This is a genomic window from Planctomycetia bacterium, from assembly GCA_034440135.1.
Taxonomy (GTDB): domain Bacteria; phylum Planctomycetota; class Planctomycetia; order Pirellulales; family JALHLM01; genus JALHLM01.
This window is the reverse complement of the sequence record JAWXBP010000176.1, coordinates 1-22,209: the sequence shown is the minus strand read 5'-3', so window position 1 is coordinate 22,209 and position 22,209 is coordinate 1. Positions and strand designations below refer to the sequence as shown.

At 60.5% G+C, this 22,209-nt stretch carries 15 protein-coding genes; 10 read left to right on the top strand and 5 right to left on the bottom strand.

Translation table 11 applies throughout. The features are described from left to right. The first annotated feature begins 146 nt into the window (after window positions 1-146). The 4 genes from SGJ19_10210 (at window position 147) to SGJ19_10195 (ending at window position 7,233) form a co-directional block, all read left to right on the top strand. Window positions 147-1,163 carry a cytochrome C assembly protein gene (locus SGJ19_10210; GenBank protein ID MDZ4780614.1) on the top strand — a complete coding sequence of 339 codons (1,017 nt, stop codon included), beginning with the start codon at window positions 147-149 and terminating at the stop codon, window positions 1,161-1,163. Then, the gene (gene hemA, locus SGJ19_10205; protein MDZ4780613.1) at window positions 1,160-2,434 is read left to right on the top strand and encodes a glutamyl-tRNA reductase; all 1,275 of its coding nucleotides are present in this window, start codon (window positions 1,160-1,162) and stop codon (window positions 2,432-2,434) included. The genes SGJ19_10210 and hemA overlap by 4 nt, the downstream gene beginning before the upstream one ends. Window positions 2,435-2,756: 322 nt before the next feature. Next, window positions 2,757-3,677 (top strand): DUF1559 domain-containing protein, encoded by a 921-nt coding sequence (locus SGJ19_10200; GenBank protein ID MDZ4780612.1) that lies wholly within the window; start codon window positions 2,757-2,759, stop codon window positions 3,675-3,677. Between the two features lie 124 nt (window positions 3,678-3,801). Further along, window positions 3,802-7,233 carry an error-prone DNA polymerase gene (locus tag SGJ19_10195; protein ID MDZ4780611.1) on the top strand — a complete coding sequence of 1,144 codons (3,432 nt, stop codon included), beginning with the start codon at window positions 3,802-3,804 and terminating at the stop codon, window positions 7,231-7,233. 120 nt (window positions 7,234-7,353) lie between these two features. On the opposite strand, the gene SGJ19_10190 is transcribed toward SGJ19_10195, so the two are convergent. After that, window positions 7,354-8,634: an acyltransferase gene (locus SGJ19_10190; protein ID MDZ4780610.1), complete on the bottom strand. Its 1,281-nt coding sequence runs from the start codon at window positions 8,632-8,634 to the stop codon at window positions 7,354-7,356. A 385-nt stretch (window positions 8,635-9,019) separates the two neighbouring features. Between SGJ19_10190 and SGJ19_10185 the strand changes: the two genes are divergently transcribed. Beyond that, window positions 9,020-9,478, top strand: coding sequence for an SRPBCC family protein (locus SGJ19_10185; GenBank protein MDZ4780609.1), 459 nt, complete (start codon window positions 9,020-9,022; stop codon window positions 9,476-9,478). 108 nt (window positions 9,479-9,586) lie between these two features. Here the strand turns inward: SGJ19_10185 and SGJ19_10180 are convergent, their stop codons facing one another. The 3 genes from SGJ19_10180 to SGJ19_10170 all read right to left on the bottom strand — a co-directional run bounded on the left by SGJ19_10180 (window position 9,587) and on the right by SGJ19_10170 (window position 12,560). Then, on the bottom strand, window positions 9,587-9,847 hold the full coding sequence (locus tag SGJ19_10180) for a hypothetical protein (protein MDZ4780608.1): 261 nt from the start codon (window positions 9,845-9,847) through the stop codon (window positions 9,587-9,589). Window positions 9,848-10,080: 233 nt separating this feature from the next. Beyond that, the gene (locus SGJ19_10175; GenBank protein MDZ4780607.1) at window positions 10,081-10,413 is read right to left on the bottom strand and encodes a hypothetical protein; all 333 of its coding nucleotides are present in this window, start codon (window positions 10,411-10,413) and stop codon (window positions 10,081-10,083) included. A gap of 227 nt (window positions 10,414-10,640) precedes the next feature. After that, a complete protein-coding gene (locus SGJ19_10170; protein ID MDZ4780606.1) occupies window positions 10,641-12,560 on the bottom strand; it encodes a hypothetical protein in 1,920 nt (639 codons plus the stop codon). Between the two features lie 275 nt (window positions 12,561-12,835). Here SGJ19_10170 and SGJ19_10165 point away from each other — a divergent pair, with 275 nt between their 5' ends. The 4 genes from SGJ19_10165 (at window position 12,836) to SGJ19_10150 (ending at window position 19,507) form a co-directional block, all read left to right on the top strand. Continuing rightward, window positions 12,836-14,950: a prolyl oligopeptidase family serine peptidase gene (locus SGJ19_10165; GenBank protein MDZ4780605.1), complete on the top strand. Its 2,115-nt coding sequence runs from the start codon at window positions 12,836-12,838 to the stop codon at window positions 14,948-14,950. A 206-nt stretch (window positions 14,951-15,156) separates the two neighbouring features. Next, complete coding sequence (locus SGJ19_10160) at window positions 15,157-16,275, top strand: citrate/2-methylcitrate synthase (protein ID MDZ4780604.1); 1,119 nt, start codon at window positions 15,157-15,159, stop codon at window positions 16,273-16,275. A 91-nt stretch (window positions 16,276-16,366) separates the two neighbouring features. After that, window positions 16,367-17,653 carry a DUF6807 family protein gene (locus SGJ19_10155; protein ID MDZ4780603.1) on the top strand — a complete coding sequence of 429 codons (1,287 nt, stop codon included), beginning with the start codon at window positions 16,367-16,369 and terminating at the stop codon, window positions 17,651-17,653. Between the two features lie 228 nt (window positions 17,654-17,881). Beyond that, a complete protein-coding gene (locus SGJ19_10150) occupies window positions 17,882-19,507 on the top strand; it encodes a family 16 glycoside hydrolase (protein MDZ4780602.1) in 1,626 nt (541 codons plus the stop codon). Window positions 19,508-19,613: 106 nt separating this feature from the next. On the opposite strand, the gene SGJ19_10145 is transcribed toward SGJ19_10150, so the two are convergent. Then, on the bottom strand, window positions 19,614-20,339 hold the full coding sequence (locus SGJ19_10145) for a peptidase (GenBank protein ID MDZ4780601.1): 726 nt from the start codon (window positions 20,337-20,339) through the stop codon (window positions 19,614-19,616). 367 nt (window positions 20,340-20,706) lie between these two features. Between SGJ19_10145 and SGJ19_10140 the strand changes: the two genes are divergently transcribed. After that, window positions 20,707-22,101, top strand: a complete 1,395-nt coding sequence (locus tag SGJ19_10140; protein ID MDZ4780600.1) for a circularly permuted type 2 ATP-grasp protein — start codon at window positions 20,707-20,709, stop codon at window positions 22,099-22,101. Window positions 22,102-22,209: the final 108 nt, after the last annotated feature.

Sequence of the window (22,209 nt, the reverse complement as noted above, 5' to 3'; positions counted from 1 at the left end):
AAAAACACTGATAGTCTTGCGAATTCAACCAGACAACCACTGATGAGTTACTCTTTCGCGTCATTTCGCGCGTTTCGCGGTTAAGCCTCCCCTCTCTGCGTCTCAGCGCCTCTGCGGTTCAAATGTATTAGCCCCCGGCAACTCTCATGGGCGGAATTCAAGTATTTTGTTTTGTCGCCAGCTACGCCGTGGCGTTGGGATTGGAGGCGACGCGGCTGTGGTTTCGGAGCGGGCTGCGCGGAGCGCTGATGGTCGGGTTCGGCGCGGCCGGATTGCTGGCGTACACGCTGTTTTTGCTAGGTGAGGCCGCGAGCCAATCGAGCGGGTCGGCGCCGCTTTCGAATTGGTTCGATTGGTATCTGGCCGCCGCCTGGACCTTGGCGGTCGCGTACTTGTATCTCACAATTGCGCATCCGCGCACGCCGAGCGGCTTGATCCTGCTGCCAGTCGTGTTGGCGTTGATCGGCGTGGCGTATCAGTTTCGTGATCAGCCGGATTTCTCGCGCGATCGCGCGCTCATGCTCTGGGGTTGGGCGCATGGATTGTCGCTGTTGGCGGGCAGCGTCGTCGTGATCGGCGGCTTCCTGAGCGGCATGGCATACCTTTGGCACGCGCAATTGCTCAAGCGTAAGGCCTCGCCGACAACTGGATTGCGGTTGCCGAGTTTGGAATGGTTGGAAACGGTTTGCTTTCGTTCGCTGCCGTTGTCGGCGGTGTTGTTCGGCATCGGCCTGTTGACCGGAGTGATCGTCAACCTGGTCAAGCATCAGCGACAGCTGGCGCAGATGTCGTGGCTCGACCCCGTGGTGTGGACTTCGGGCTTGATGCTCTTGTGGTTGGTCGCCGCCTGCGTGTTTACGCTCGTTTACCGTCCGGCGCGGCAAGGGCGCAAGGTGGCGTATCTGACCCTCGCGAGTTTCGCGTTTCTCGTCCTGACTTTGGCGATGACGCTCTATTACACCGATCACGGCAACGCCCGCGCGACGAGCATGCTTCCGCGATCTTCCGCTACGGATCAAATCTCTTCTGTAGCCGAGGTCTGTGACCTCGGCGGCGCCGTCCACAATGCCTGTCTCATCTCCATCTCGACTGGGAACGCCGATGTCCTCTCCGCCGGCCTCACAGAGGACGGCTACAGTAGGCTGGCGGGAGGCGGCGGATGAAAGTGCAAATGGTCGGGTGCAGCCATCACAACTCGCCGGTCAGCGTGCGCGAGCGCTTGGCGTTCAGTCCCGCACAGGCAGGCGTGGCATTGGCGCGGCTGCATGAGCGCTTTCCGAATACCGAGGCGGTGTTGCTTTCGACCTGCAATCGCATTGAAATCTACACAGCGGTCGACGCTCCGCACGGCGGGCCGAATCATCAGGAGATGGTCAATTTCCTGGCGGAATTCCACGGGCTTTCCGCAGATGATTTGTTTGACGACTTGTTCGAGCGAACCGGCGAAGACGCGGTGCGGCATTTGTTCGTCGTGGCCGCTAGTCTCGACAGCATGGTCGTCGGCGAGCCGCAGATTCTGGCTCAAGTCAAGCAGGCCTACGAACTGGCGCAACGCGAGCGCACCACGGGTCCGTTGACCAACGGGATCTTTCAGGCCGCGCTGCGTGTGGCGAAGCGAGTGGCGACGGAGACGTCGATCAACCAAAAGCGCGTCAGCATTCCGAGCGTCGCGGTTTGCGATTTCGGGCGGCAGATTTTCGAGCGCTTCGACGACAAACGCTGCTTGTTGATCGGCGCCGGCCAGATGGCCGAGGAGACGTTGCCGTATCTGCGTTCGGAAGGCGTGCGGGATGTGACCATCGTCAATCGCAATCTTGCCCGCGCCGAGGAATTCGCCAAGCGATTGGGCGTGAGCGTGTTGCCGTGGGAGCAGCTGTCGCGCGGCCTGACCGACGCCGATCTGGTCGTCAGCACCACGGGCGCCGAGCAGCCTGTAGTGACGCTCGAGATGTTTCAAAGGCTCGAGCCGCAGCGCTATCAGCGGCCGTTGTTTGTGCTTGATTTGGCGATCCCGCGCGATTTCGCGCCGGCGATTGGCGATCGCCTCGGGGTCTACCTCTACACGATCGACGACTTGGCCGCGGTTTGCGACCGTAACCGTGACGAACGCCACGAAGAGTTACCTATGGCTCAGCGCATTGTCGAGGAAGAAACCGAACGGTTTATGGCGGACCTCTATCATCGGGCCACGGGACCGACGATTCGCCGGCTGCGCGATTCGTGCGTCGAGTTGAAGGACGAAGAGCTGAGACGGCTGTTCAATCGCTTGCCGGCGCTGGATGTGGACGCCCGTCGGGAGATCTCGCAGTCGTTCGAGCGGCTGGTGAACAAAGTGCTCCACCCGCCGCTGGAGTCGCTCCGCGACGAAGCACAAAGCGGGACGCCGCATGCGCTGTTGGAAGCGCTGAAGCGGTTATTCCAGTTGAGGGACTAATACTACAACGCTAACGGATCTTGGAGATTTCGCTGAGTTGGGCAAAACCGAGAGATCATTTTCCCGGCGAGCCGGGCATGGATGCCGTACAGATTCGTTGGCTCAGGCCCACGACCAACCCTCAGACCGCCTGGCCGTGTTCCCGCAGCGCCGCATCAATGTCGTCCGCCGAACCAGCTCGGCAATGGCGACTCCTTGCTCTACCTATGAGTCGCCTGGGGGCGGGAAAGATTACAGAGGATTTCAACGGATCGCGTGACGTCGCCGCCGATCCATGCTAAGCTCAAAACCACGGGGCAGCGAGCAGGAACAACTTCCACCGATGTCGCACTCTCACGACACGCCCGGCGCCGAAGCGCCCTTGGGTTGCCCGCGCTTTCGACTCGTGCATCTTTTCGCCCTGATGTCCTGGTGCGGATTCGCCGCGGCGCTGTTCCGCTACTGGGATCCAACTCCAGCGGCCGGATTCACTATTTTGGGTACGCTGGCGCTTGCCGCATATGTATTGCGGTCTGGTAAGCTGTTCGCCGCTTCCATTGTGGTTGCGTTTCTATTGTTTCTGTTTTTGCCGACACTCAAGGTCAATCGCGAGCCCAGCCCTGCCACTCGATGCATCAACAATCTCAAGAATATCACGTTAGCATTGCAAAACTACGAATCCGTTCACGGTGCGTTCCCGCCGGCCATAACCTATGACGAGAACGGCAGGCCAATGCACAGTTGGCGCGTCCTCATTCTGCCGCAGTTGGATCGTAACGACCTTTATCGACAGTACCGTTTCGACGAACCTTGGAACGGTCCGAATAATAGCATGTTGCTGACGAAGCACATGGATATCTTCTATTGTCCGAGCGACGTGCGGGGAACGAATGACTTTCACACCAGCTACGTCGCGGTGATTGGAGATCACACCGTTTGGCCAATAGGGAAGTCGATCAGCACGCAGGCCGTCAGTGACCGTGACGGCACGGCGCGCACGCTCCTGCTTATCGAGACGCACAGCAGCGGCATCCATTGGCTGGAACCGCGCGACGTCACTCTTGACGATTGCATCAAAGGCACGCATGGCCCTCGCGCTGGCTCCATGCCCGGCGGTAAGTGCAATCATTCCGGTTTCAGCGTCGTCAGCTTTGTTTACGGCCGCGTGAACGTTCTGCCCGACACGATGAGTGCAACCGAACTCAAGGAGTTGCTGACGATCGACGACGACGCGCCCGTGGTTGTCGATGGTCAATATCCCTAACCCTCTCATTGCCCTTCTCTGCGCCTTCGCGTCTCCGCGGTGGAAAAAGAATCCCGCCCCGGCTTGCTAAATAAGTGCACGCCTGTACATTATCCTGCCGATCTCATTTCGGAGGAGCGGGCCTGTGCCGTACGCCGAGCTGCATTGCAAGACGAACTTCACCTTTCTCACCGGGGCGTCGCATCCGGATGAGCTGGCGGAGCGCGCCGCGGAGTTGGGCTACGCGGCGCTGGCCATTGCCGATCGCCATAGCCTGGCTGGCGTCGTGCGTGCGCATACGGCGGCGAAGGAGGCGGGCTTGAAGCTGTTGATCGGGGCCGAAATCGCTCCGGTCGATGCGCCGCCGGTCGTGTTGCTGGCGACCGATCGCGCGGCCTACGGGCGGCTCTGCCGGCTGCTGACGCTGGGCAAACGCCGTGCCGAGAAAGGGGAATGCCAACTGCTGTTCGCCGACATCGCGGCGCATCAGGAAGGATTGTTGGCCTGCGTTCCGCTGGTGGAGCGAACGAATCCGACGTCGCGCGTCCGGAGTACTGCGCTGCGATCGACTTGGGTGGCTGGGGTCGATGGTACTCCTTCGCCCCCAGCAAGCAAACCTCTGGGGGCGAGCGAGTACGCCCGACCCCAGCCACCCGGTGTTCAGCTCAAGCAGCTCACGAAGGCCAAGCTCAAGTCGCATGATCCCGAGGAGTCCGCGTGGCAGGGCGCCGAGTCCTTGATTCGGCCCGGGGCGCTCCAGAGTTATCGCGAACTGTTCGGCGATCGCGCGTATGCGCTCGCGGAGTTGCATCGCGGGCCGGATGATCGCGGGCGGTTGCGGGCCATGATGGAACTCGCCCGCGCGGCGCGGGTACCGGTGGCGGCGGCCGGCGACGTACACTATCACGTCCCGAGGCGGCAGGCACTGGGCGATATGCTGCACGCCGTCCGTTGGGGCTGCACCGTGGCCGAGGCCGGGCAGCGGCTGTTCGTCAACGCCGAGCGGCATTTGAAGCCGATCGACGAGTTGGCGCAAATGTTCGCGGCGTTTCCCGGCTGCCTGGAGCGGACCGTCGAAGCGGCCGATCGTTGCCACTTTTCGCTCGATGAACTGCGTTACGAATATCCCGAGGAGCTCGCGCCGCCGGGCGAGACGCCGATCACCTACTTGCGCCGGCTGACCGAAGCCGGCGCGCGGGAACGCTATCCCGGCGGTGCGTCGGAAAAGTTGCGGCAGTTGCTGGAGCATGAGCTGGCGCTGATCGAGGAGCTGCGCTACGAGGCGTATTTTCTCACCGTCTGGGATTTGGTCCGCTTCGCGCGCTCGCGCAATATCTTGTGCCAAGGGCGGGGGTCGGCGGCGAATTCCGCGGTCTGTTATTGCCTGGGCGTGACGTCGGTCGATCCCGGCCGATTGGACGTATTGTTCGAGCGGTTCATCAGCCGCGAGCGGAACGAAGCGCCCGACATCGACGTCGATTTCGAGCACGAGCGGCGCGAGGAGGTATTGCAATACATCTACGAGAAATACGGCCGCGACCGCGCCGGCATGACGGCCGAGGCGATCCGCTATTGCGCGCGCTCCGCCGTGCGCGACGTCGGCAAAGCCCTCGGGCTGTCGCTCGATCTGGTGGATCGGCTGGCCAAGCGTTTGGAAGGCTATCATCACGAACCGAATCTCGCCCTGCGTTGCGCGGACGTGGGAATTGACCCGGAATCCGTTGTCGGACGGCAACTCGTCGCGCTCGTACAAGATTTGATCACGTTCCCGCGGCATCTTTCGCAACACGTGGGCGGGATGGTGATCACGCATACGCCACTGTGCGAACTGGTGCCGATCGAGAACGCCGCCATGGCAGGGCGGACGGTGATCGAGTGGAACAAGGACGATCTCGACGAGTTGGGCATTCTCAAAGTCGATTGCCTGGCCCTCGGCATGTTGACGGCGATTCGCAAATGCTTCGAGCTGGTGGAACAGCATCACGGTCGCGCGCTGACCTTGGCCGACGTGCCGGAGGGAGATCAACGCGTCTACGACATGATCTGCCAGGCCGACACGATGGGCGTGTTCCAGATCGAAAGCCGTGCGCAGATGAGCATGTTGCCGCGGTTGCAGCCGCGTTGTTATTACGACCTGGTGATCGAGGTGGCCATCGTCCGCCCCGGGCCGATCCAGGGGAACATGGTCCACCCGTATCTGCGTCGCCGCGCGGGCGAGGAGAAGGTCAGCTATCCGAACGACGCTATCCGCGAAGTGCTGGAAAAAACGCTCGGCGTGCCTTTGTTTCAGGAACAGGCAATGCGGCTGGCGGTCGTCGCGGCCGGCTTCACGCCGGGCGAGGCCGATCAACTCCGTCGGGCGATGGCCGCCTGGCGCCGTCCCGGTCTGATCAGCGAGTTCCAGGAGAAGTTATTGAAAGGCATGACGGCCAACGGGCTGAGTCTGGAGTTCGCCGAGCGGGTGTTCCATCAGATTCGGGGCTTCGGTGAATATGGCTTTCCGGAATCGCACGCGGCGAGCTTCGCGCTGTTGGTCTATGTGTCGGCGTGGCTCAAATGCCATTACCCCGCGGCGTTCACGGCGGCGGTGATCAACAGCCAACCGATGGGGTTTTATGCGCCGGCGCAGTTGGTCCGCAACGCGAAAGAACATGGCGTGGAGGTCCGCCGCATTGACGTGAATGAAAGCGGCTGGGATTGCACGCTGGAGAACGACGATGTCAATTCGACTGTGGCAGCGCGCATATCTGTGGGAGGCGTCTCCGACGCCGATGCGTTGGACGATGACGACACAACGACCGATTTATCCCCCATGTCGTCTCCATCGGCGTCGGAGACGCCTCCCACAGTCGTCGACCGCTCGCTGACAATTCGCCTGGGCATGCGGTTAGTGCAGGGGCTTTCCGAATCCCACGCCGAGTCCATTCTGCGCGCGCGGAAGCGCGGACCGTTTCGTTCGACGGAAGATTTAGCGCGCCGCGCGCATCTGCCGCGCAAGGCGTTGACCGCGCTCTCCGAGGCCGACGCGCTCGGGTCGCTGGGGATCAATCGCCGGCAGGCGCTGTGGGAATCGCTCGGGCAGGATCCCAAGGCGCAGGAGTTGCCGCTCCTGGCGGGACTCGCGGCGGAAGACGATTGTCTCGTCGAGTTGCCGGAATTAAGCGCCGCCGCCGAGGTGGCTCAGGACTACGAGACGACCGGGCTGACATTGCGCGCGCATCCGATTTCGTTCGTGCGCGAGGAGCTCAACCGGCTCGGCATCGCGCCGGCGGAACAACTCGCCACGCTGCCGGCCGATGGCCCGGTGAAGGTGGCCGGCCTGGTCCTCTTGCGGCAACGGCCGAGCACGGCGAAAGGAATCACGTTCGTCACGCTGGAAGACGAGACCGGCGTAGCGAACCTGGTGGTGCATCAAAACACGTGGGAACGCCATTACCAGGCGGCCCGCACCGCGTCGGCGATGATCGCCCATGGCAAGCTACAACGCGAAGGAATCGTGATCCACGTGGTGGTGACACGGCTGGAGGATTTGTCGAAGCGATTGAAGATCAGTTCGCAATCGCGGGATTTTCGGTGAGCAGCCCTATGCGGATTTTCACCACGAGGCGACGGAATCCCGAACGACTTCCGGCCCCGGACGTTCCTCTCGGCCCCATGACATCCCCACGGCGATCTTTGCCGACTGCCAACTCGTCTTCTACGCCTTCAACATGGGCGCGTTCAAGAAGCGTCGCTCGATCAGCGCGTGAAAGACGTATCCAGCGGCCACCGAGGCGCCGACGCAGCACGGGAGGACGATGCAAGCCGCTCCCCAGGGGCCGCGCACGCCGGCGTCGTGAAGCAAATGTGACGTTGCTTTACAAATGGGCCAGTGGACCAGGTAAAGGCTGTAACAAATATCACCGCAAAAGCGGATCGGCGCGAGCCCACGCGCGGTCATAATCGCACTATCCCATCGCCGACAAGCAATTAACAGAACCGCAAAACAAAAAGCCGCGAGCGCATTGGACTGAAAATTGTTTGGCAAACCCCAGACGAGCGAGAGGTCGCTGCAGGCGTAGACAAGTCCCGCGAGGAGCAGCGCGATCGAAAGCCGCTTCTGTCGCAAGTTGGCGTGGTTAGCAAAGTGGTAGACGGCGATGCCGGCAGCGAACATGAGCCAATGGCCGTCCAGAAAGGTTCCATTGACCGACAGGCCGACGCGCTCGCCGAAGTGACGCGCCGCAAGCGTCAGCAACGTCACGCCGGCCGTAGCGGTGAAGAACCGACGCGGGACGAACACCAGCAAGAGCCCCGCCACGACATAGAACTGTTCTTCGTAGAACAGCGTCCAAGCGTGGCCGAGGAAGTAATTGGGATGGCCCGTTAACACGTGGTAACGCCAGGATTCGCTGAGCGTGATGTTGCCCAACCATTGCCGGGCGTTTAACGACGACGGGTCGGGAAAGCCCGAGACCAAATCGACGAAAAGGCCAGGCGAGAGCCAGCGTTCCACGAGCAGCACCGTCGCTGCCGTGATTCCCAGCGCACACCAGTAGGGCGGCACGATTCGCCGAAGCCGGCGTACGAAGAACTGAATGCCGCCGTCTCCGCGAAGGCGATGCGAATCGACCGCGGCCGCGATGCAATAGCCGCTGATCACAAAGAACAACGGTACGCCGATCCAGAAGCGCTCGGTCAGGCGCAGCAATTGCGATTGCGCGTGTGGCTCGAGCGCCGAGTTGACCGCATTGCAGTAAAACAACGAATGGAACACCACTACCAACAGGCAGGCCAGGCCGCGCCAGGCGGTGAGCGAGCGATAACGCGGCTGCCTGGGCGTGGGATAGAGACTCGCAGGGGCGAGTTCGCTCTCAGGAGTCGCAAGCTTACCTGCATCGAACTTAAAGTGCGGCCGGCCGAAAGCAGGACCGCTTGAAGTGGCAGTCTGGCGAAGGTGCGGCGTTTCGGCCGACTTGTTGTTGCTAAGGTGCGGCATGGGGCAGCATTCGCATGAACTGAATACACCTACGACCGCCGCTAGGTCGCTAAGTTGAAACTACCCAAACTGTTGTGGTAGCTGTCGTTTCTGACGCTGAGGCGACAGTTTTCGGAAAAGTAGGACACGGCCCATGTCAAGGCACGAGCATCTGGGGCATTTGTCAAAGGGAGCAGTTCCGATTGAGCGTCAGTTTTCAACCTCACTTGGCGTTAAAGCGCGAAAGTGTCCCTGCGGCACACGGGCTCGAATAGCTCCTGGCAAGGCAAAAAAAGCTCCGGCAACGAGTGCGTCCGTTGTCGATTCCCGCCCCGGTCGTTCGACGAATACGTGAAGGCCTAAAATCCTGCAATCAACCGACTTCTCACATCTCCGGAGCCCCCTCATGCCTGAATCCACCAACTCCGTCAATCTCCATCGCGTGCTCAAAGCCCCCGCCGAGCGGGTTTACAAGGCTTTTCTCGACCCGGATGCCATGGCCCGCTGGCTGCCGCCGTACGGTTTTCTGGGGAAGGTCCATCAGCATGACGCCCGGGTCGGCGGCAGTTATCGGATGTCGTTCACCAATTTCGGCACAGGCAAGAGCCACTCTTTCGGCGGCACGTACACCGAGCTCACGCCCCACGAACGGATCCGCTACACGGACAAGTTCGAAGACCCCAACATGCCGGGCGAAATGCAGGTGACGATTGCGCTGCGCAAAGTTCTCTGCGGCACGGAAGTTAACATCGTGCAGGCAGGGTTGCCGGCGGCGATCCCCGTCGAGTTCTGCTACCTCGGCTGGCAGGAATCGCTCGCGCAACTGGCGCATCTAGTTGAGCCGGAGATTCCGGATGGGGGCTAGGTCCGGCGTGTTGGATGAATACTGAGTCGTGGCAGGTGGTCTCCCGACCGTGCCACAATGCATAACGACGAACACGCCTCGAGTCAGTCTCGGGGCGTGTTCTTTCCACTAAAGACTCGCAGACGCCTTGGCCAGCGCCTTTTTGATTTGTTCATATTCGGCGACACTGCGCTGGGCGAGCCCTGAGTCATCTCGTTCTTTTCCGGTCAGTTTTCCCGTCAACTCTTTGATTTGCGATTGCACCTTTGCCAACGCCTCCGTGCATGCAGCGAGCGATTTCTTTGCCTCGGACAGCTTCTCAAGATCCTTCTTGTGGCGCGCCAAATTCTCCTTCGCGTTCGAATCCACGTCGTCGCCGTGAATGCCCATGGTGCCGTCTCCAGATGAAGAAAGTGTCAGATTGCACGACCTTACCACAACCAACAGCGCAGACAATGGCGCTCACGTTCCACACGACCGCATGAACTCCGGCCTCATCGTCAGCTCGTTAGGTCCGCTGCCAACGCGGGTACCGCGACGAGCTGGATAACGATCGAAGTGGGAGAACGCCGGCCGAGCTGGTGGCACAGTAAGGGGCCGTACCAGAACGCGAGTTCAGCCGCTCATCTGCCGATCCCCAGCAACAGCGAAAGCACCATCAGTCCGATAACGACCTGCCCGACGAATAGCGCTAACAAGATCATCCGCTGCCAGCGCATTTCGGCGGCGAGCGTTTCGATGCCTTGCGCGCGGCTCGTCCACCGCTGATCCCAGGCCTTGTAATCCGGAACGACGTTCGGCGGCGGAGGCGGTTCGTCCGCCAAACCTTCGCCCAGCGGCGGAACCGGAACGTAGAACCGATGCGGGCAGTTGCGGCATAGTACGTAGCAGCCGACCGCCGCGTCCTCCACGTCATTGACGGCCTGGCAAATCGGGCAAACCATTTGCTTCTTCATCGCGTGTTCCGTGGGTCAATTCTGTAGGTCAGGCACCGCAGTTAAAGGGAGTGACGACTTACGAAAGCTGATCGCATTCGCGTCCCAAATCTTCGCACGACTTGTGTGACAAACCGGCGTCGTTTTCTGTCAGGCACATTGTTGGCGCAATCTGTGAATGCGGCAGCGCGTCCCCGTCACACAACGTTTCTTCCTTCGGCGGCGGCGCCTGACCTACGAAATTCGGCCTACTCCGGCTTCGAGTCCGCACTCCAGTAAATCTGGTACGTAAGCGGCTCGCCGGTCGGGAGGACGAAGACGCCCCAGGTGGTGTTGGCGGTGATTTCTACCGATTCGTTTTTCGCGGGCTGGCCGGGGACTTTGATTGTGAGTTGATACTTGCCCGGGGCGACGGTGTAGTTGAGGGCTTTTTTCGGATCTTCCATGCCTTGGCCGGCTTTGAGCGGGTAGCTCTTTTTGCCGATCATGATCGTCACGGCCTTTTCGTGACCGTTGGCAAGGAGGATCCGGCCTTTGCCCGCCTCCGGGAGCATGCCGTCTTGCTTAGCCTTGGCTTCGAAATGCACCGCGGCATCAATGGATGTGCTTTCCCCTTCACCAGAGAGGCGCACTACCATGGAGCCGGTCGCACTCTTGAAGATCAACGTCGCGGGAGTGTCCGAGCTGACAGCTGGCTTCTGTTCTTTCCAACCTTTTGCGGTCAGTTCCTTGCGATAGAACTCCACGACGGCCTGTAGCGGCAGGTCGACATCCGCGCGCGTGGTCTTACAGTACGTACTCCCTTCACCTTGCACGTTGCCGGCGCCTTCGGGGAGCAGCACTTCGGTCTTCGGGGATCGCGTTTCGCGTGCTGCGATTGGCGCTGTGGCTAGGTCGACACGCGTGCTGGAGGTGATGATCACCGCGTCGATCGTGGCCGAAACGGAGAACTTCTCGTCGAAGAATTCCATCGGCTCGCGGGTCTTGATCGTGCCTTGCACGCGACCGTTCTCGACTTTGAGATCGTTGATCGGGTCTTCGAAGCTGTTGCCGATCCCCGCGCCGTCGGCGTTGAACGAAAAGCTCAAGTATTCGTTCAACTGAATGTTGAGGTATTGCGGGAAGCCGGACGTAAAGAGATCGCTAATGCTGACACTGTCTTCCTTGGCAAGCGTGGCCTGGAGCTTTTGCAGCGGGATGGCTCGGTCGCAAAAGAATAATTGCGTCGTGTCTTCGGAATCGGACTTCGTGCGATAAGCCACGACGTGTTTGAAGGCGTACTTTTTCGTGCCCAGCGTGACCGTCGCGACGCCGGTGTTTTTCGATACGTCGACGACGACGGTCTCCGCGAAGTCGGCGGTCGGCGCATCCGGTTGGCCAGGTTCATCCGGTTCGCCGGAGGCCTTTTTCTTCGGCGTTGATGAGGCCACCTCCGCGAGCGGCGGAATCTTCGGCTCTTTGACGTCGCTTTCGTAAGTGAGAATGATCCGCGAGCCGACCTCGTCGGAGAAAATGTTGACGCTCAGCTCCACGCCCTTCCGCTGAAATTCCGTATAGCGGCGATCGTCGGTGACGATGGGTTTGCGCGATTCGCGCCAGCCGTCGGACTTGAGCGCTTTCAAGTAGAAATCGAACGCCGCCTGGAGCTCGAGCGGCGATTTGAAATGGCAGGCGTTGCTGCGATAAAACACGTCCTGGATTTCAGCGGGACGCGGCGTTTTGTCTTGGAGAAACACGTACGCGCGGGGCTGGGGGACGCCGGCCTTGATGAGCGCCGCGGGATCGCTACTGTTGCTGAAATCGAGCACTTCGCAGTCCATGCTCACGACGACTGCATCGGAGCGTTGGTCAAGCTCGAGGACGACTTTCGCGCCTTCATATCGAAACGTCATTTCGGCCGATTCATCATCGCTCTCGGCTTCCTCTTCATCCTCCATCCAACCGCGGGCGGCCATTTCGCGGCGATAGAAGGCGGCCAGCGCGTTCAACGACGAACCGGATTGGAATTCGATGTCGTCGAAGTTGGCGTCGAATTCGACTTCCCGCGCGTCGGGCGGAAACGGCAGCGCCTCGGCGCGATCGGAGAACGGTGCGTCGTTTTGCGCAATCGCTGGTTGCGAACCAAGAGCGACGAGCAGCAGGGCGAACCAGGGAAGCCAGGATTTCATGGCGAGGGCCTTCGCAACAGGTGTTTCCGGTGAGTTTGAGCGTGATTCTAACGCTGAGCCGACCGGCAGCCAAGCAACTGACGGCCACAATCGTGAGCGAGAAACTGGCCGCTTCGGAACGCGGGCGCTGCCGGCTCTATTTCGCGTGGGCAATACGCTATAATTCCCGCGATGACCCACACAATACTCCTTCGCATTTCGCCAGGTGAACTATGCGTGCAGGACCCGTCGCACTTTTTGTGTCGGCCGTTTTCGGCGCAGGGTGGATGTTGACCATGTCGGACCACCTGGAACCGGCCCGCGCCGCCGAACGTCCCGAGACCGGAGCTGCGGCATGGACGTATCCCGCGGCGCGAAAGAGCGACCAGGTCGACGAGTACCATGACACGCAGGTGGCCGACCCTTATCGCTGGCTGGAAGACCCGGATAGCGAAGAGACGCGCACGTGGGTGAAAGCGCAGCAGGAGTTAACGGCCAAGTACTATGCCGCAATTCCGCAGCGGGCCAAGATCCAGGAGCGACTGACGGAGCTCTGGAATTTCGAGCGCTTCGGGCTGCCGGCGGAGCGCGGCGGGAAATACTTCTATGACCGCAATGACGGCCTGCAGAACCAGAGCGTGATCTATGTATCGGACACGCTCGACGGCGAGCCGCGCGAGTTGCTGAATCCCAACAACCTTAGCGAAGACGGCACCGTGGCGCTCAGCGGCACGGCTTTAAGCGACGATGGAAAATCGTTGGCCTATGGACTGGCTTCGTCAGGTTCCGATTGGCAGGAGTGGAAAGTCCGCAGCGTCGACAGCGGCAAAGACCTGGAAGATCATTTGAAGTGGATCAAGTTCTCCGGCGCATCCTGGACGCCGGACGGGGCGGGCTTCTACTACAGCCGCTACGACGAGCCGAATGAAGAGACGAAATTCACCGACACCAACTATTTTCAAAAGCTGTATTTCCATCGCGTCGGCACACCGCAATCAGAAGACGTGCTTACGTACCATCGTCCCGATGAAAAGGAATGGGGCTTCGACGGCGAGGTGACCGAGGACGGCAAGTTTCTGATCATCACCGTCACGCACGGCACCGAACGCAAGAACCAGTTGTTCTATCAAGACCTGTCGAAGCCAGGCTCATCCGTCGTAGAGTTGCTGACCGGTTTCGACGCCAAGTACCAATTTGTCGCCAACGACGGCGGCGTGTTCTACGTGCAGACCGATCTCGACGCCCCGCGCAGCCGCGTCGTGGCGATCGACACCGCGCATCCGGGCCGGGACGCGTGGAAGGAGATTCTCGCGCAAGGCGACGACGTACTGGAATCTGCCAGCGTGGTGGGCGACCGGATGTTCGCTGTGTACATGAAGGACGCCTACAACCAGGTGCAGGTGCATGGGCTGGACGGCAAATCGCTCGGCACGGTGGAACTACCGGGAATCGGCACCGTCGGTGGTTTTCGCGGACGGCGCGATCAACGCGAAACGTTTTATTCGTTCGTCAGCTTCACGCAGCCGGCGACGATCTATCGCTACGACCTGAAAACAGGCGAAAGCAGTGTGTTCCGCGCGCCCAAGACGGCGTTTGATTCCAGCCGCTACGAAACCAAGCAAGTGTTCTATCAAAGCAAAGACGGCACGAAGGTGCCGATGTTTATCACGGCCAAGAAGGGCGTGAAGCTCGACGGTACGAATCCCACACTGCTCTACGCCTATGGCGGCTTCGATATTTCGCTGACGCCGAGCTATTCGGTCACGAACGCCGTGTGGATGGAGATGGGCGGCATCTACGCGTTGCCGAACCTGCGCGGCGGCGGCGAATATGGCCGCGAATGGCACGAAGCGGGCATGAAAGAGCACAAGCAGAACGTATTCGACGATTTCATCGCTGCGGCGGAGTACTTGATCGACCAGCGTTACACGTCCAAAGAAAAACTCGCCATCTTCGGCGGCAGCAACGGCGGCTTGCTGGTCGGCGCGTGCATGACGCAGCGGCCCGATCTCTACGGTGCCTGCATTCCCGCGGTCGGCGTGATGGACATGCTCCGCTTTCACAAGTTCACCATCGGCTGGGCCTGGGTGCCGGAATACGGTTCCTCGGACGATGCCGAGCAATTCAAATCGTTGTTGGCCTATTCACCACTGCACAATCTCAAGGCCGGAGTGAAGTATCCGGCAACGTTGGTGACGACGGCCGACCATGATGACCGCGTGGTGCCCGCGCACAGCTTCAAATTCGCCGCGACGTTGCAGGAAACGCAAGCCGGGCCGGAGCCGACGTTGATTCGGATTGAATCCAAAGCCGGCCACGGCGCCGGAACGCCGACCAGCAAACGCATTGAACTGGCTGCGGATCAGTTGAGTTTCTTGGTTAAGGAACTCGATGTGAACGCTGCGCCGTAGGGCGGATGGAACCGCGAAATGCGCGAAATCACGCGAAATGGGGAAGGGATGGCTTGATGCTCACTGCGTGTTGTGACGAGCCATTGAGACTCTGCATTGCGTAGTATAACCTAGTCGGGCCGCTACATAGAATCCGACCATTCGGTCCTACTTTCGCGTCATTTCGCGTATTTCGCGGTTACAACTTTCAAGGAGCACGAGCCAGTATGGCGGACTTGGTGTATAGCCCTGGGTTGGAAGGCGTGGTCGCCGGCGAGACGGCGATCAGCACGATCGTCGGCGGGCTCGAGTACCGCGGTTATGCGGTCGAGCAACTGGCCGAGCACGCCACGTTCGAGGAAACGGCCTACCTGCTGCTGTACGGCGAATTGCCGACGCTGAAGGAGCTGGGTGAGTTTCGTACGCGTCTGGAGGCCGCGCAAGTTGCCGAGCCGATCCTGCAAACACTGCGCGCGTTACCGAGCGACGCCTCGATGATGGACGTCATGCGGACCGGCGCGAGCATGCTCGCGCATTGGGATCCGGATACGGCCGACAACGGGCGCGACGCGAATCTGCGAAAAGCGGAGCGACTGTTGGCGCAATTGCCGGTCATCTTGGCGGCCGCGCAGCGACTTCGCGAAGGGAAGGAACCGGTGTTGCCACAGCCGGGTTTGAGCCTGGCGGCGAATCAACTTTTCATGTTGACGCGCGTTGAACCGACGCCGGCTTGGGAACGGGCGATGGATATTTCGCTCATTCTCTATGCCGAGCACGAATACAACGCCTCGACGTTCACCGCGCGCGTGATTTGTTCGACGCTGTCTGATTTGCATTCAGCGGTGACCGGCGCGATCGGCGCGCTTAAAGGCCCGTTGCACGGCGGCGCCAACGAACGCGTGCTGGAGGTGCTGCAAAAAGTCGGCAGCTCCGATCGCGCCGAGGGCTGGATTCGCAACGCGCTTGCCAGCAAGCAACGCATCATGGGCTTCGGGCACCGCGTTTACAAAGACGGCGACCCGCGCGCGGCGTATCTCAAGGCCTGGTGCGCGAAACTCGCGGCGGAAACTGGCCACGAAGACATGGAGCAGATGGCCGACGTGATCGAAGGCATCGTCCGCGAAGAGAAAAAGCTCCCGCCGAATCTCGATTGGCCGAGCGCGAGGCTCTATCACTACCTGAACCTACCGGTCGAACTCTACACGCCCCTGTTCGTCGTCAGCCGCGTCGCCGGCTGGAGCGCGCATGTGATCGAGCAACTGTCCAATAACCGGCTGATCCGACCGAGAGCGAATTACACCGGTCCGGCCACGAGGCAATTCGTCCCTCTGGCCGAGCGGAGGTGACCCGGATTGCACCACGGAGCTCGCCTGTTGTGACGACCGAGGCATCCGACTAAGCTGCTGGGATTCGCACCTCACACAAGCGGCCCATTCCATGCGCGCAGCCACGCTCACTCTACTCGTTACGGCGATCATTCTCGGCTGCGTCTCCCATGCGGCGGCCGAAAATCGCCAGTTCCAGATCACCGTCAGTGCAGGGAACCACGCGCGGAGTTTTTCGCCGGCGAAGGCAACGATCGATTTGCCTGAGTCGTACCCAGCCGATCCGCTGGCGTCCCTGTCGGACGAGTTGGGCAATCGGCATGACGCCCAATTAACGCCGGTCGGCCTTTTGACGGCTGACAACAGCGCTCCCGCCGGAATGCGTCGCTATGAATTGCATTTCGTCGTGATGCACCGCGAGGCAGGCAGCACCTGGAAGGGAACGTTGGAAGTTCTCGATCGCTCCTTTGCGGATCTCTTGCCGGAAGCGAAGTCGTCGTCGCTTTCCTGGTCCGAGCCAAGCGATCAATCGGTCGAACTTCGCCGCGCGGAACGGCCATTGTTGCGCTACATGTTAGCGAAACTCGACGAATCCACGCCGGAGCGCCGCGCGGAGACGTACAAGGTTTATCACCACGTTTTCGACCCAGCCGGTAAGTCGTTACTGACGAAAGGGCCCGGAGGGCTGTTTCCGCATCATCGCGGGCTGTTCTACGGTTTCAATCGCATCAGCTATGGCGACAGCCGCACGGCGGATACATGGCACTGCACGAACGGCGCCTACGAATCGCACGAAGGCTTTCTTTCGAACGAGGCTGGGGCGATTCTCGGGCGGCACACGGTCAAGGTTCACTGGCATGGCCAGGAGAGCGAAGTCTTTGCCAATGAAGAGCGGGAGCTGACCACTTACGTCTTGCCGAATGGGACGCTGATCGAGTTCGCCTCACGATTGCGGAGCACCGTCGGTCCCGTGAAACTCGACGGCGACCCGCAGCACGCAGGCTTTCAGTTCCGCGCCGCGCAGGAAGTCGCTGACGTGACCAACAAGGAAACGTATTACATCCGCCCCTTCGGCAAAGGCGCTCCCGGCGAAACGCTCAACTGGCCCGAGGCGAAGGAAATGGTCAACTTACCGTGGCACGCAATGAGCTGCGTGATCAGCGGCCAGCGCTACACCATCGCCATGCTCGATCGACCGGAGAATCCGAAAGAATCCCGTTTCAGCGAACGGGACTACGGGCGCTTTGGCTCATATTTCGAATACCAGCTCGACGAGGACAAACCGCTGGAACTTAACTATCGCGTCTGGGTGCAAGCCGGCGAGATGACCGCAGACGAGATCGAAGCCAAAAGCCGGGAATTTGTCGAACCGGTCGAGGTGACCGTGACGCCGCGATAGGAGTTTGCCGGCGAAACACGCTAAAAACGGACAGGGGAGTTCGTCGCGCCAACTCAATTCAGTCCCCTCAGTGATGTCCTTTTTTCGTGTGTTTCGCGTGTTTCGCGGGCCAATACCAAACTGCTTGCGACCGTGACGCCCACGATTTACGATAGGGTCCGTCGCGGGTTTTCGTCGCGGCGACCTGCCTGAAGTTCTTCGCCCTCTCCCACTCTGGATGCGCCCTCCATGAGAACGCTTGCTTTGCTCGCTTTCGCTGTCGCCTCGCTTTCCTGCGCCGCGACTCTCTCCGCCGCTGACAACACGCCGCCAGAGGGCTATACGGCGCTCTTCAACGGGAAAGATTTGGACGGTTGGAAGGGCCTGGTCGGCGATCCGAAGTCGCGGGCCGCGATGAGCGCCGATGAATTGGCGGCCGCACAGAAAACGGCCGACGCCAAGATGCGCGAATGCTGGAAAGTGGTCGACGGCCTGTTGGTCTTCAACGGCAAGGGGGACAGTCTCTGCACGATGAAGGACTACGGCGACTTCGAGTTGTACGTCGATTGGAAGATCGAAGAGGCGGGCGATTCCGGCATCTATCTGCGGGGCAGCCCGCAGGTGCAGATTTGGGACCACAAGCTCCGCGACATCGGCTCGGGCGGCCTGTTCAACAACGAGAAGAATCCGGCCAACCCGCTGGTGCTGGCCGACAAGCCGGTCGGAGAGTGGAACTCGTTCTATATCAAGATGGTGGGCGATCGCGTCACGGTGAAGCTGAACGACAAACTCGTCACTGACAACGTGCTGATGGAGAACTACTGGGAACGTGACAAGCCGATCTATCCGACCGGGCAGATTGAGTTGCAGAACCACGGCAATACGCTGTATTTCAAGAACGTCTACGTCCGTGAATTGAAAGATTCTGTCTCGGCCGGCGTATTTGGCGAAATCCGCCGTCTCGATCCGCGCCTTGACGCCATTGTTCCTAAAGACGCGCAGATGGAGAAGCTCGCCGAAGGCTTTGAGTGGTCCGAAGGCCCGGTCTGGGTCCGCGACGGTGGCTACTTACTGTTTTCGGACATCCCGAATAACGCGGTGATGAAGTGGAAAGAGGGCACAGGCATCGAGTTGTTCCTCAAGCCAGCCGGCTATACCGGGAGCGCCGCGCCGAGCGGCGAGCCTGGCTCGAACGGCCTGTTGCTCGACAAGGAAGGCCGCCTCGTCCTCTGCGAACATGGCGACCGGCGCGTGGCGCGGCTCGAAAAGAACGGCAAGAAAACGGCGCTGGCCGATAAGTACGACGGTAAGCGATTCAACAGCCCGAACGACGCGGCGTATAAATCGAACGGCGACCTGTATTTCACGGATCCGCCGTATGGTCTGCCGAAGCAAGCGGACGATCCCACGCGCGAACTGGATTTCTGCGGCGTGTATCGCGTCTCCACCGACGGTAAGGTGACGCTACTCACGGACAAGATGACGCGACCGAACGGCATCGCCTTTTCGCCGGATGAGAAGACGCTGTACGTCGCGCAGTCCGACGGGGCCGCCCCGGTCATTATGGCCTTTGACGTCAAAGACGATGGGACGATCGACGCCGACAAGGGACGCGTGTTCTTCGACGCCACGAAGTACTTTGGGAAAGAACCGGGATCGCCGGACGGGCTGAAAGTCGACGTTCACGGCAACGTGTTCGCGACCGGCCCCGGCGGCGTCTGGATCCTCGCCCCGGATGGTACGCCGCTTGGCCTCCTGGCCACCGGCCAAGCCACGGCCAATTGCGGCTTCGGCGACGACGGCTCCACGCTCTACATCACAGCCGACATGTTCTTGGTGCGGATTAAGCTCACCACCAAGGGAGTTGGCTTCTAACAAGAAGAATATGTCCAAGCCCAGGGAAGGCCTCCAAGAATCGCTGCCAATAGAACGATTCTTAGGGCCTTCCCTGGGCTTTTTTCGTAAGAGCGCGTTGCGGTCATCACGGCAGCTTCACGCTTGGCAACGTCTGGATCACGCGGCGCAGTTCGCTCTCCCAGTGGCTGCGCAGCTCCGTCAGCCGTGTGTCGCTGGCCGTGAGCCGGGCGCGGCGTCGTAAATCGAACTCGTCCGGCGCATAGGCGACGATGTCGATGGGCGGGCCGACGGCCATGTTGGAGCGCATCGTCGAGTCGATCGACAGCAGCGCGTACTTCGTCGCTTCCTCGAGCGTCGTCTCGTGATGCCGCACGCCGCGATCGAGGATCGGTCGGCCATATTTGCTCTCGCCAATCTGCAAGAATGGCGATTCCACGGTCGCGCGTAACGGGTTTCCTTGCGGGTAAATCAGATACAGGTGATGCTCTTCGCCGCGAATCTGCCCGCCCACAATCAGATTGATATTGAAGCTAATCCCGTCCCGTTCCAGGGCAGTGCGATCCAGCTCGGCGACTTTGCGCACGTGCCCCCCCACGCAGCGCGCCGCGGCGTAAAAATTGGCCGCCGAAGCCAGTCCCTGCCGGCGGGCAAATTCCTCGTCCAGCAGCGTAATAACCGACTGCGTGATCGAGAGGCTGCCGCTCGAGAGAATGACGAACAAGCGCTCGCCGGGCGTGACAAAGGTGTGCATCTTGCGGCAGGTGTCGACGTGGTCGATGCCGGCGTTGGTGCGCGAGTCGGAGGCCAGCACCAGGCCAGCTTCGGTCTTGATGCCCAAACAATACGTCATGCGGGTTTGTTCCCTAAATGTTGGACTTCCGGTCAATCCTGTTGCTGTTGGCACATGGCTTGCAATTCCACTATAACCAACCTTCAATTCAGGCCCGGCAAAGTGCGAGCAGTTTACCCTAAATCATTTCGTCCGCAAGTTTTGCGATTTTAGTTCGACATCGACGGGCGAACCGCCCGAGAGTCGTCCCCAGCAAACTTGTCGGCCGGCTGCTCGATTTTCCGGCGAACGCTGCCCACGTTCCGCGCGATGCGCCAAGTTCAGACTGCCCTACCCAATGAACCAGCCCCCGTCGGTGCATCCTGTCAGAAATGAGAACGAGCCGCGCCTAACGGACGGGTACGAGCTTGGCGCCGCCTTCGACGAGATGCTCGACGCCGAGGGCAATCCTCGGCCGCATTACGAGCCGCTCTACCGGCGTCTGCGGACGATGAGCTCCACGGAGTTCCGTCGCCGCAAGAGCATGACCGACCTGACGATGCAACAGGAAGGGGTCGGCTTCACTGTTTACCGCGCCGACGAAGGCATCGAACGGGTCTGGCCGATGGATCCGGTGCCGCGGATCATTCCGGCGCATGAATGGAGCGAGATCGAACGCGGGCTGGCGCAGCGGCTCACCGCGCTCAATCATTTTCTGCATGACATTTACCACCAGCAGCATATTCTGCGCGATGGCGTGGTGGACCCTCGTCTGGTTTACGGGGCCGCCTATTTCCGCCGCGAGTTCATGGGGGCGACTGTCCCCAAAGACATCTACATCCACATCTGCGGCTCCGACCTGATTCGCGACACGGACGGCCGCTATGTAGTCTTGGAGGACAACGGTCGCACCCCCTCCGGCGTGAGCTACATGCTCCAAAACCGGCAGGTGCTGAAGCGCGTGTTCCCGCAGGTCTTCGAGTTGTACGACGTGCGTCTGACGGACGACTACCCGGCTTACTTGCTGGACGTCCTCAAGTTCATCGCGCCGCCGCCAGCCGCGGCCGACCCCACCGTCGTGCTGCTGAGCCCCGGCATTTACAACTCCGCGTATTTCGAGCACAGCTTTCTCGCGCAGCGCATGGGCATCGAATTGGTCGAAGGGCGCGATTTGCTTGTCGATCAAAGTCGCGTGTTTATGCGGACGACGCGCGGCCTGCGGCGCGTGGACGTGATCTATCGCCGCATCGACGACGATTTTCTTGATCCGCTGACGTTCCGCCCTGACAGCATGTTGGGCGTGCCAGGGTTGGTGAACGCGTATCGCGCCGGCAACGTCTCACTGGCGAACAGCATCGGCACGGGAATCGCCGACGACAAGGGCATTTACCCCTTCGTTCCGGACATGATCCGCTACTACTTGAAGCAGGATCCGATTCTGCAGAACGTCGAAACCTTCCGCCCGCAGTTGCCCAGCCACATGAGCCACGTGTTGGCGAACCTGGACAAGATGGTCGTCAAGACGGTGAACGAATCCGGCGGCTACGGCATGTTGATCGGCCCGGCGTCGACCGCCGAGCAGCGCGAGGAATTCGCGCGGCTGATCAAGGCCAAACCCCGCGATTATATCGCGCAACCCACGATTCAACTCAGCACGCATCCCACGTTCGTCGACGGCGCGATCGAAGGCCGCCACGTCGACTTGCGTCCCTTTATCCTCTACGGCGAACGCATCACCATCGTCCCCGGCGCGTTGACGCGCGTGGCCCTGCCCAAAGGCAGCCTGGTGGTAAATAGTTCGCAGGGGGGCGGGAGCAAGGACACTTGGGTGTTGGCGGAGTAGTGATGAGTGATGAGTGTACCAAAGCGTACTCATCATTCATCACTCCGCACTCATCGCTGGGAATGCGACACATCTAACAATTCTGAAAAACCCACGCACTTCTCTACT

Coding starts and splice junctions, on each gene's coding strand:
- SGJ19_10210 (MDZ4780614.1), top strand. CDS start 147: ATGGGCGGAATTCAAGTATTTTGTTTTGTCGCCAGCTACGCCGTGGCG.
- hemA (MDZ4780613.1), top strand. CDS start 1,160: ATGAAAGTGCAAATGGTCGGGTGCAGCCATCACAACTCGCCGGTCAGC.
- SGJ19_10200 (MDZ4780612.1), top strand. CDS start 2,757: ATGTCGCACTCTCACGACACGCCCGGCGCCGAAGCGCCCTTGGGTTGC.
- SGJ19_10190 (MDZ4780610.1), bottom strand. CDS start 8,634: ATGCCGCACCTTAGCAACAACAAGTCGGCCGAAACGCCGCACCTTCGC.
- SGJ19_10185 (MDZ4780609.1), top strand. CDS start 9,020: ATGCCTGAATCCACCAACTCCGTCAATCTCCATCGCGTGCTCAAAGCC.
- SGJ19_10180 (MDZ4780608.1), bottom strand. CDS start 9,847: ATGGGCATTCACGGCGACGACGTGGATTCGAACGCGAAGGAGAATTTG.
- SGJ19_10175 (MDZ4780607.1), bottom strand. CDS start 10,413: ATGAAGAAGCAAATGGTTTGCCCGATTTGCCAGGCCGTCAATGACGTG.
- SGJ19_10170 (MDZ4780606.1), bottom strand. CDS start 12,560: ATGAAATCCTGGCTTCCCTGGTTCGCCCTGCTGCTCGTCGCTCTTGGT.
- SGJ19_10165 (MDZ4780605.1), top strand. CDS start 12,836: ATGTCGGACCACCTGGAACCGGCCCGCGCCGCCGAACGTCCCGAGACC.
- SGJ19_10160 (MDZ4780604.1), top strand. CDS start 15,157: ATGGCGGACTTGGTGTATAGCCCTGGGTTGGAAGGCGTGGTCGCCGGC.
- SGJ19_10155 (MDZ4780603.1), top strand. CDS start 16,367: ATGCGCGCAGCCACGCTCACTCTACTCGTTACGGCGATCATTCTCGGC.
- SGJ19_10150 (MDZ4780602.1), top strand. CDS start 17,882: ATGAGAACGCTTGCTTTGCTCGCTTTCGCTGTCGCCTCGCTTTCCTGC.
- SGJ19_10145 (MDZ4780601.1), bottom strand. CDS start 20,339: ATGACGTATTGTTTGGGCATCAAGACCGAAGCTGGCCTGGTGCTGGCC.
- SGJ19_10140 (MDZ4780600.1), top strand. CDS start 20,707: ATGCTCGACGCCGAGGGCAATCCTCGGCCGCATTACGAGCCGCTCTAC.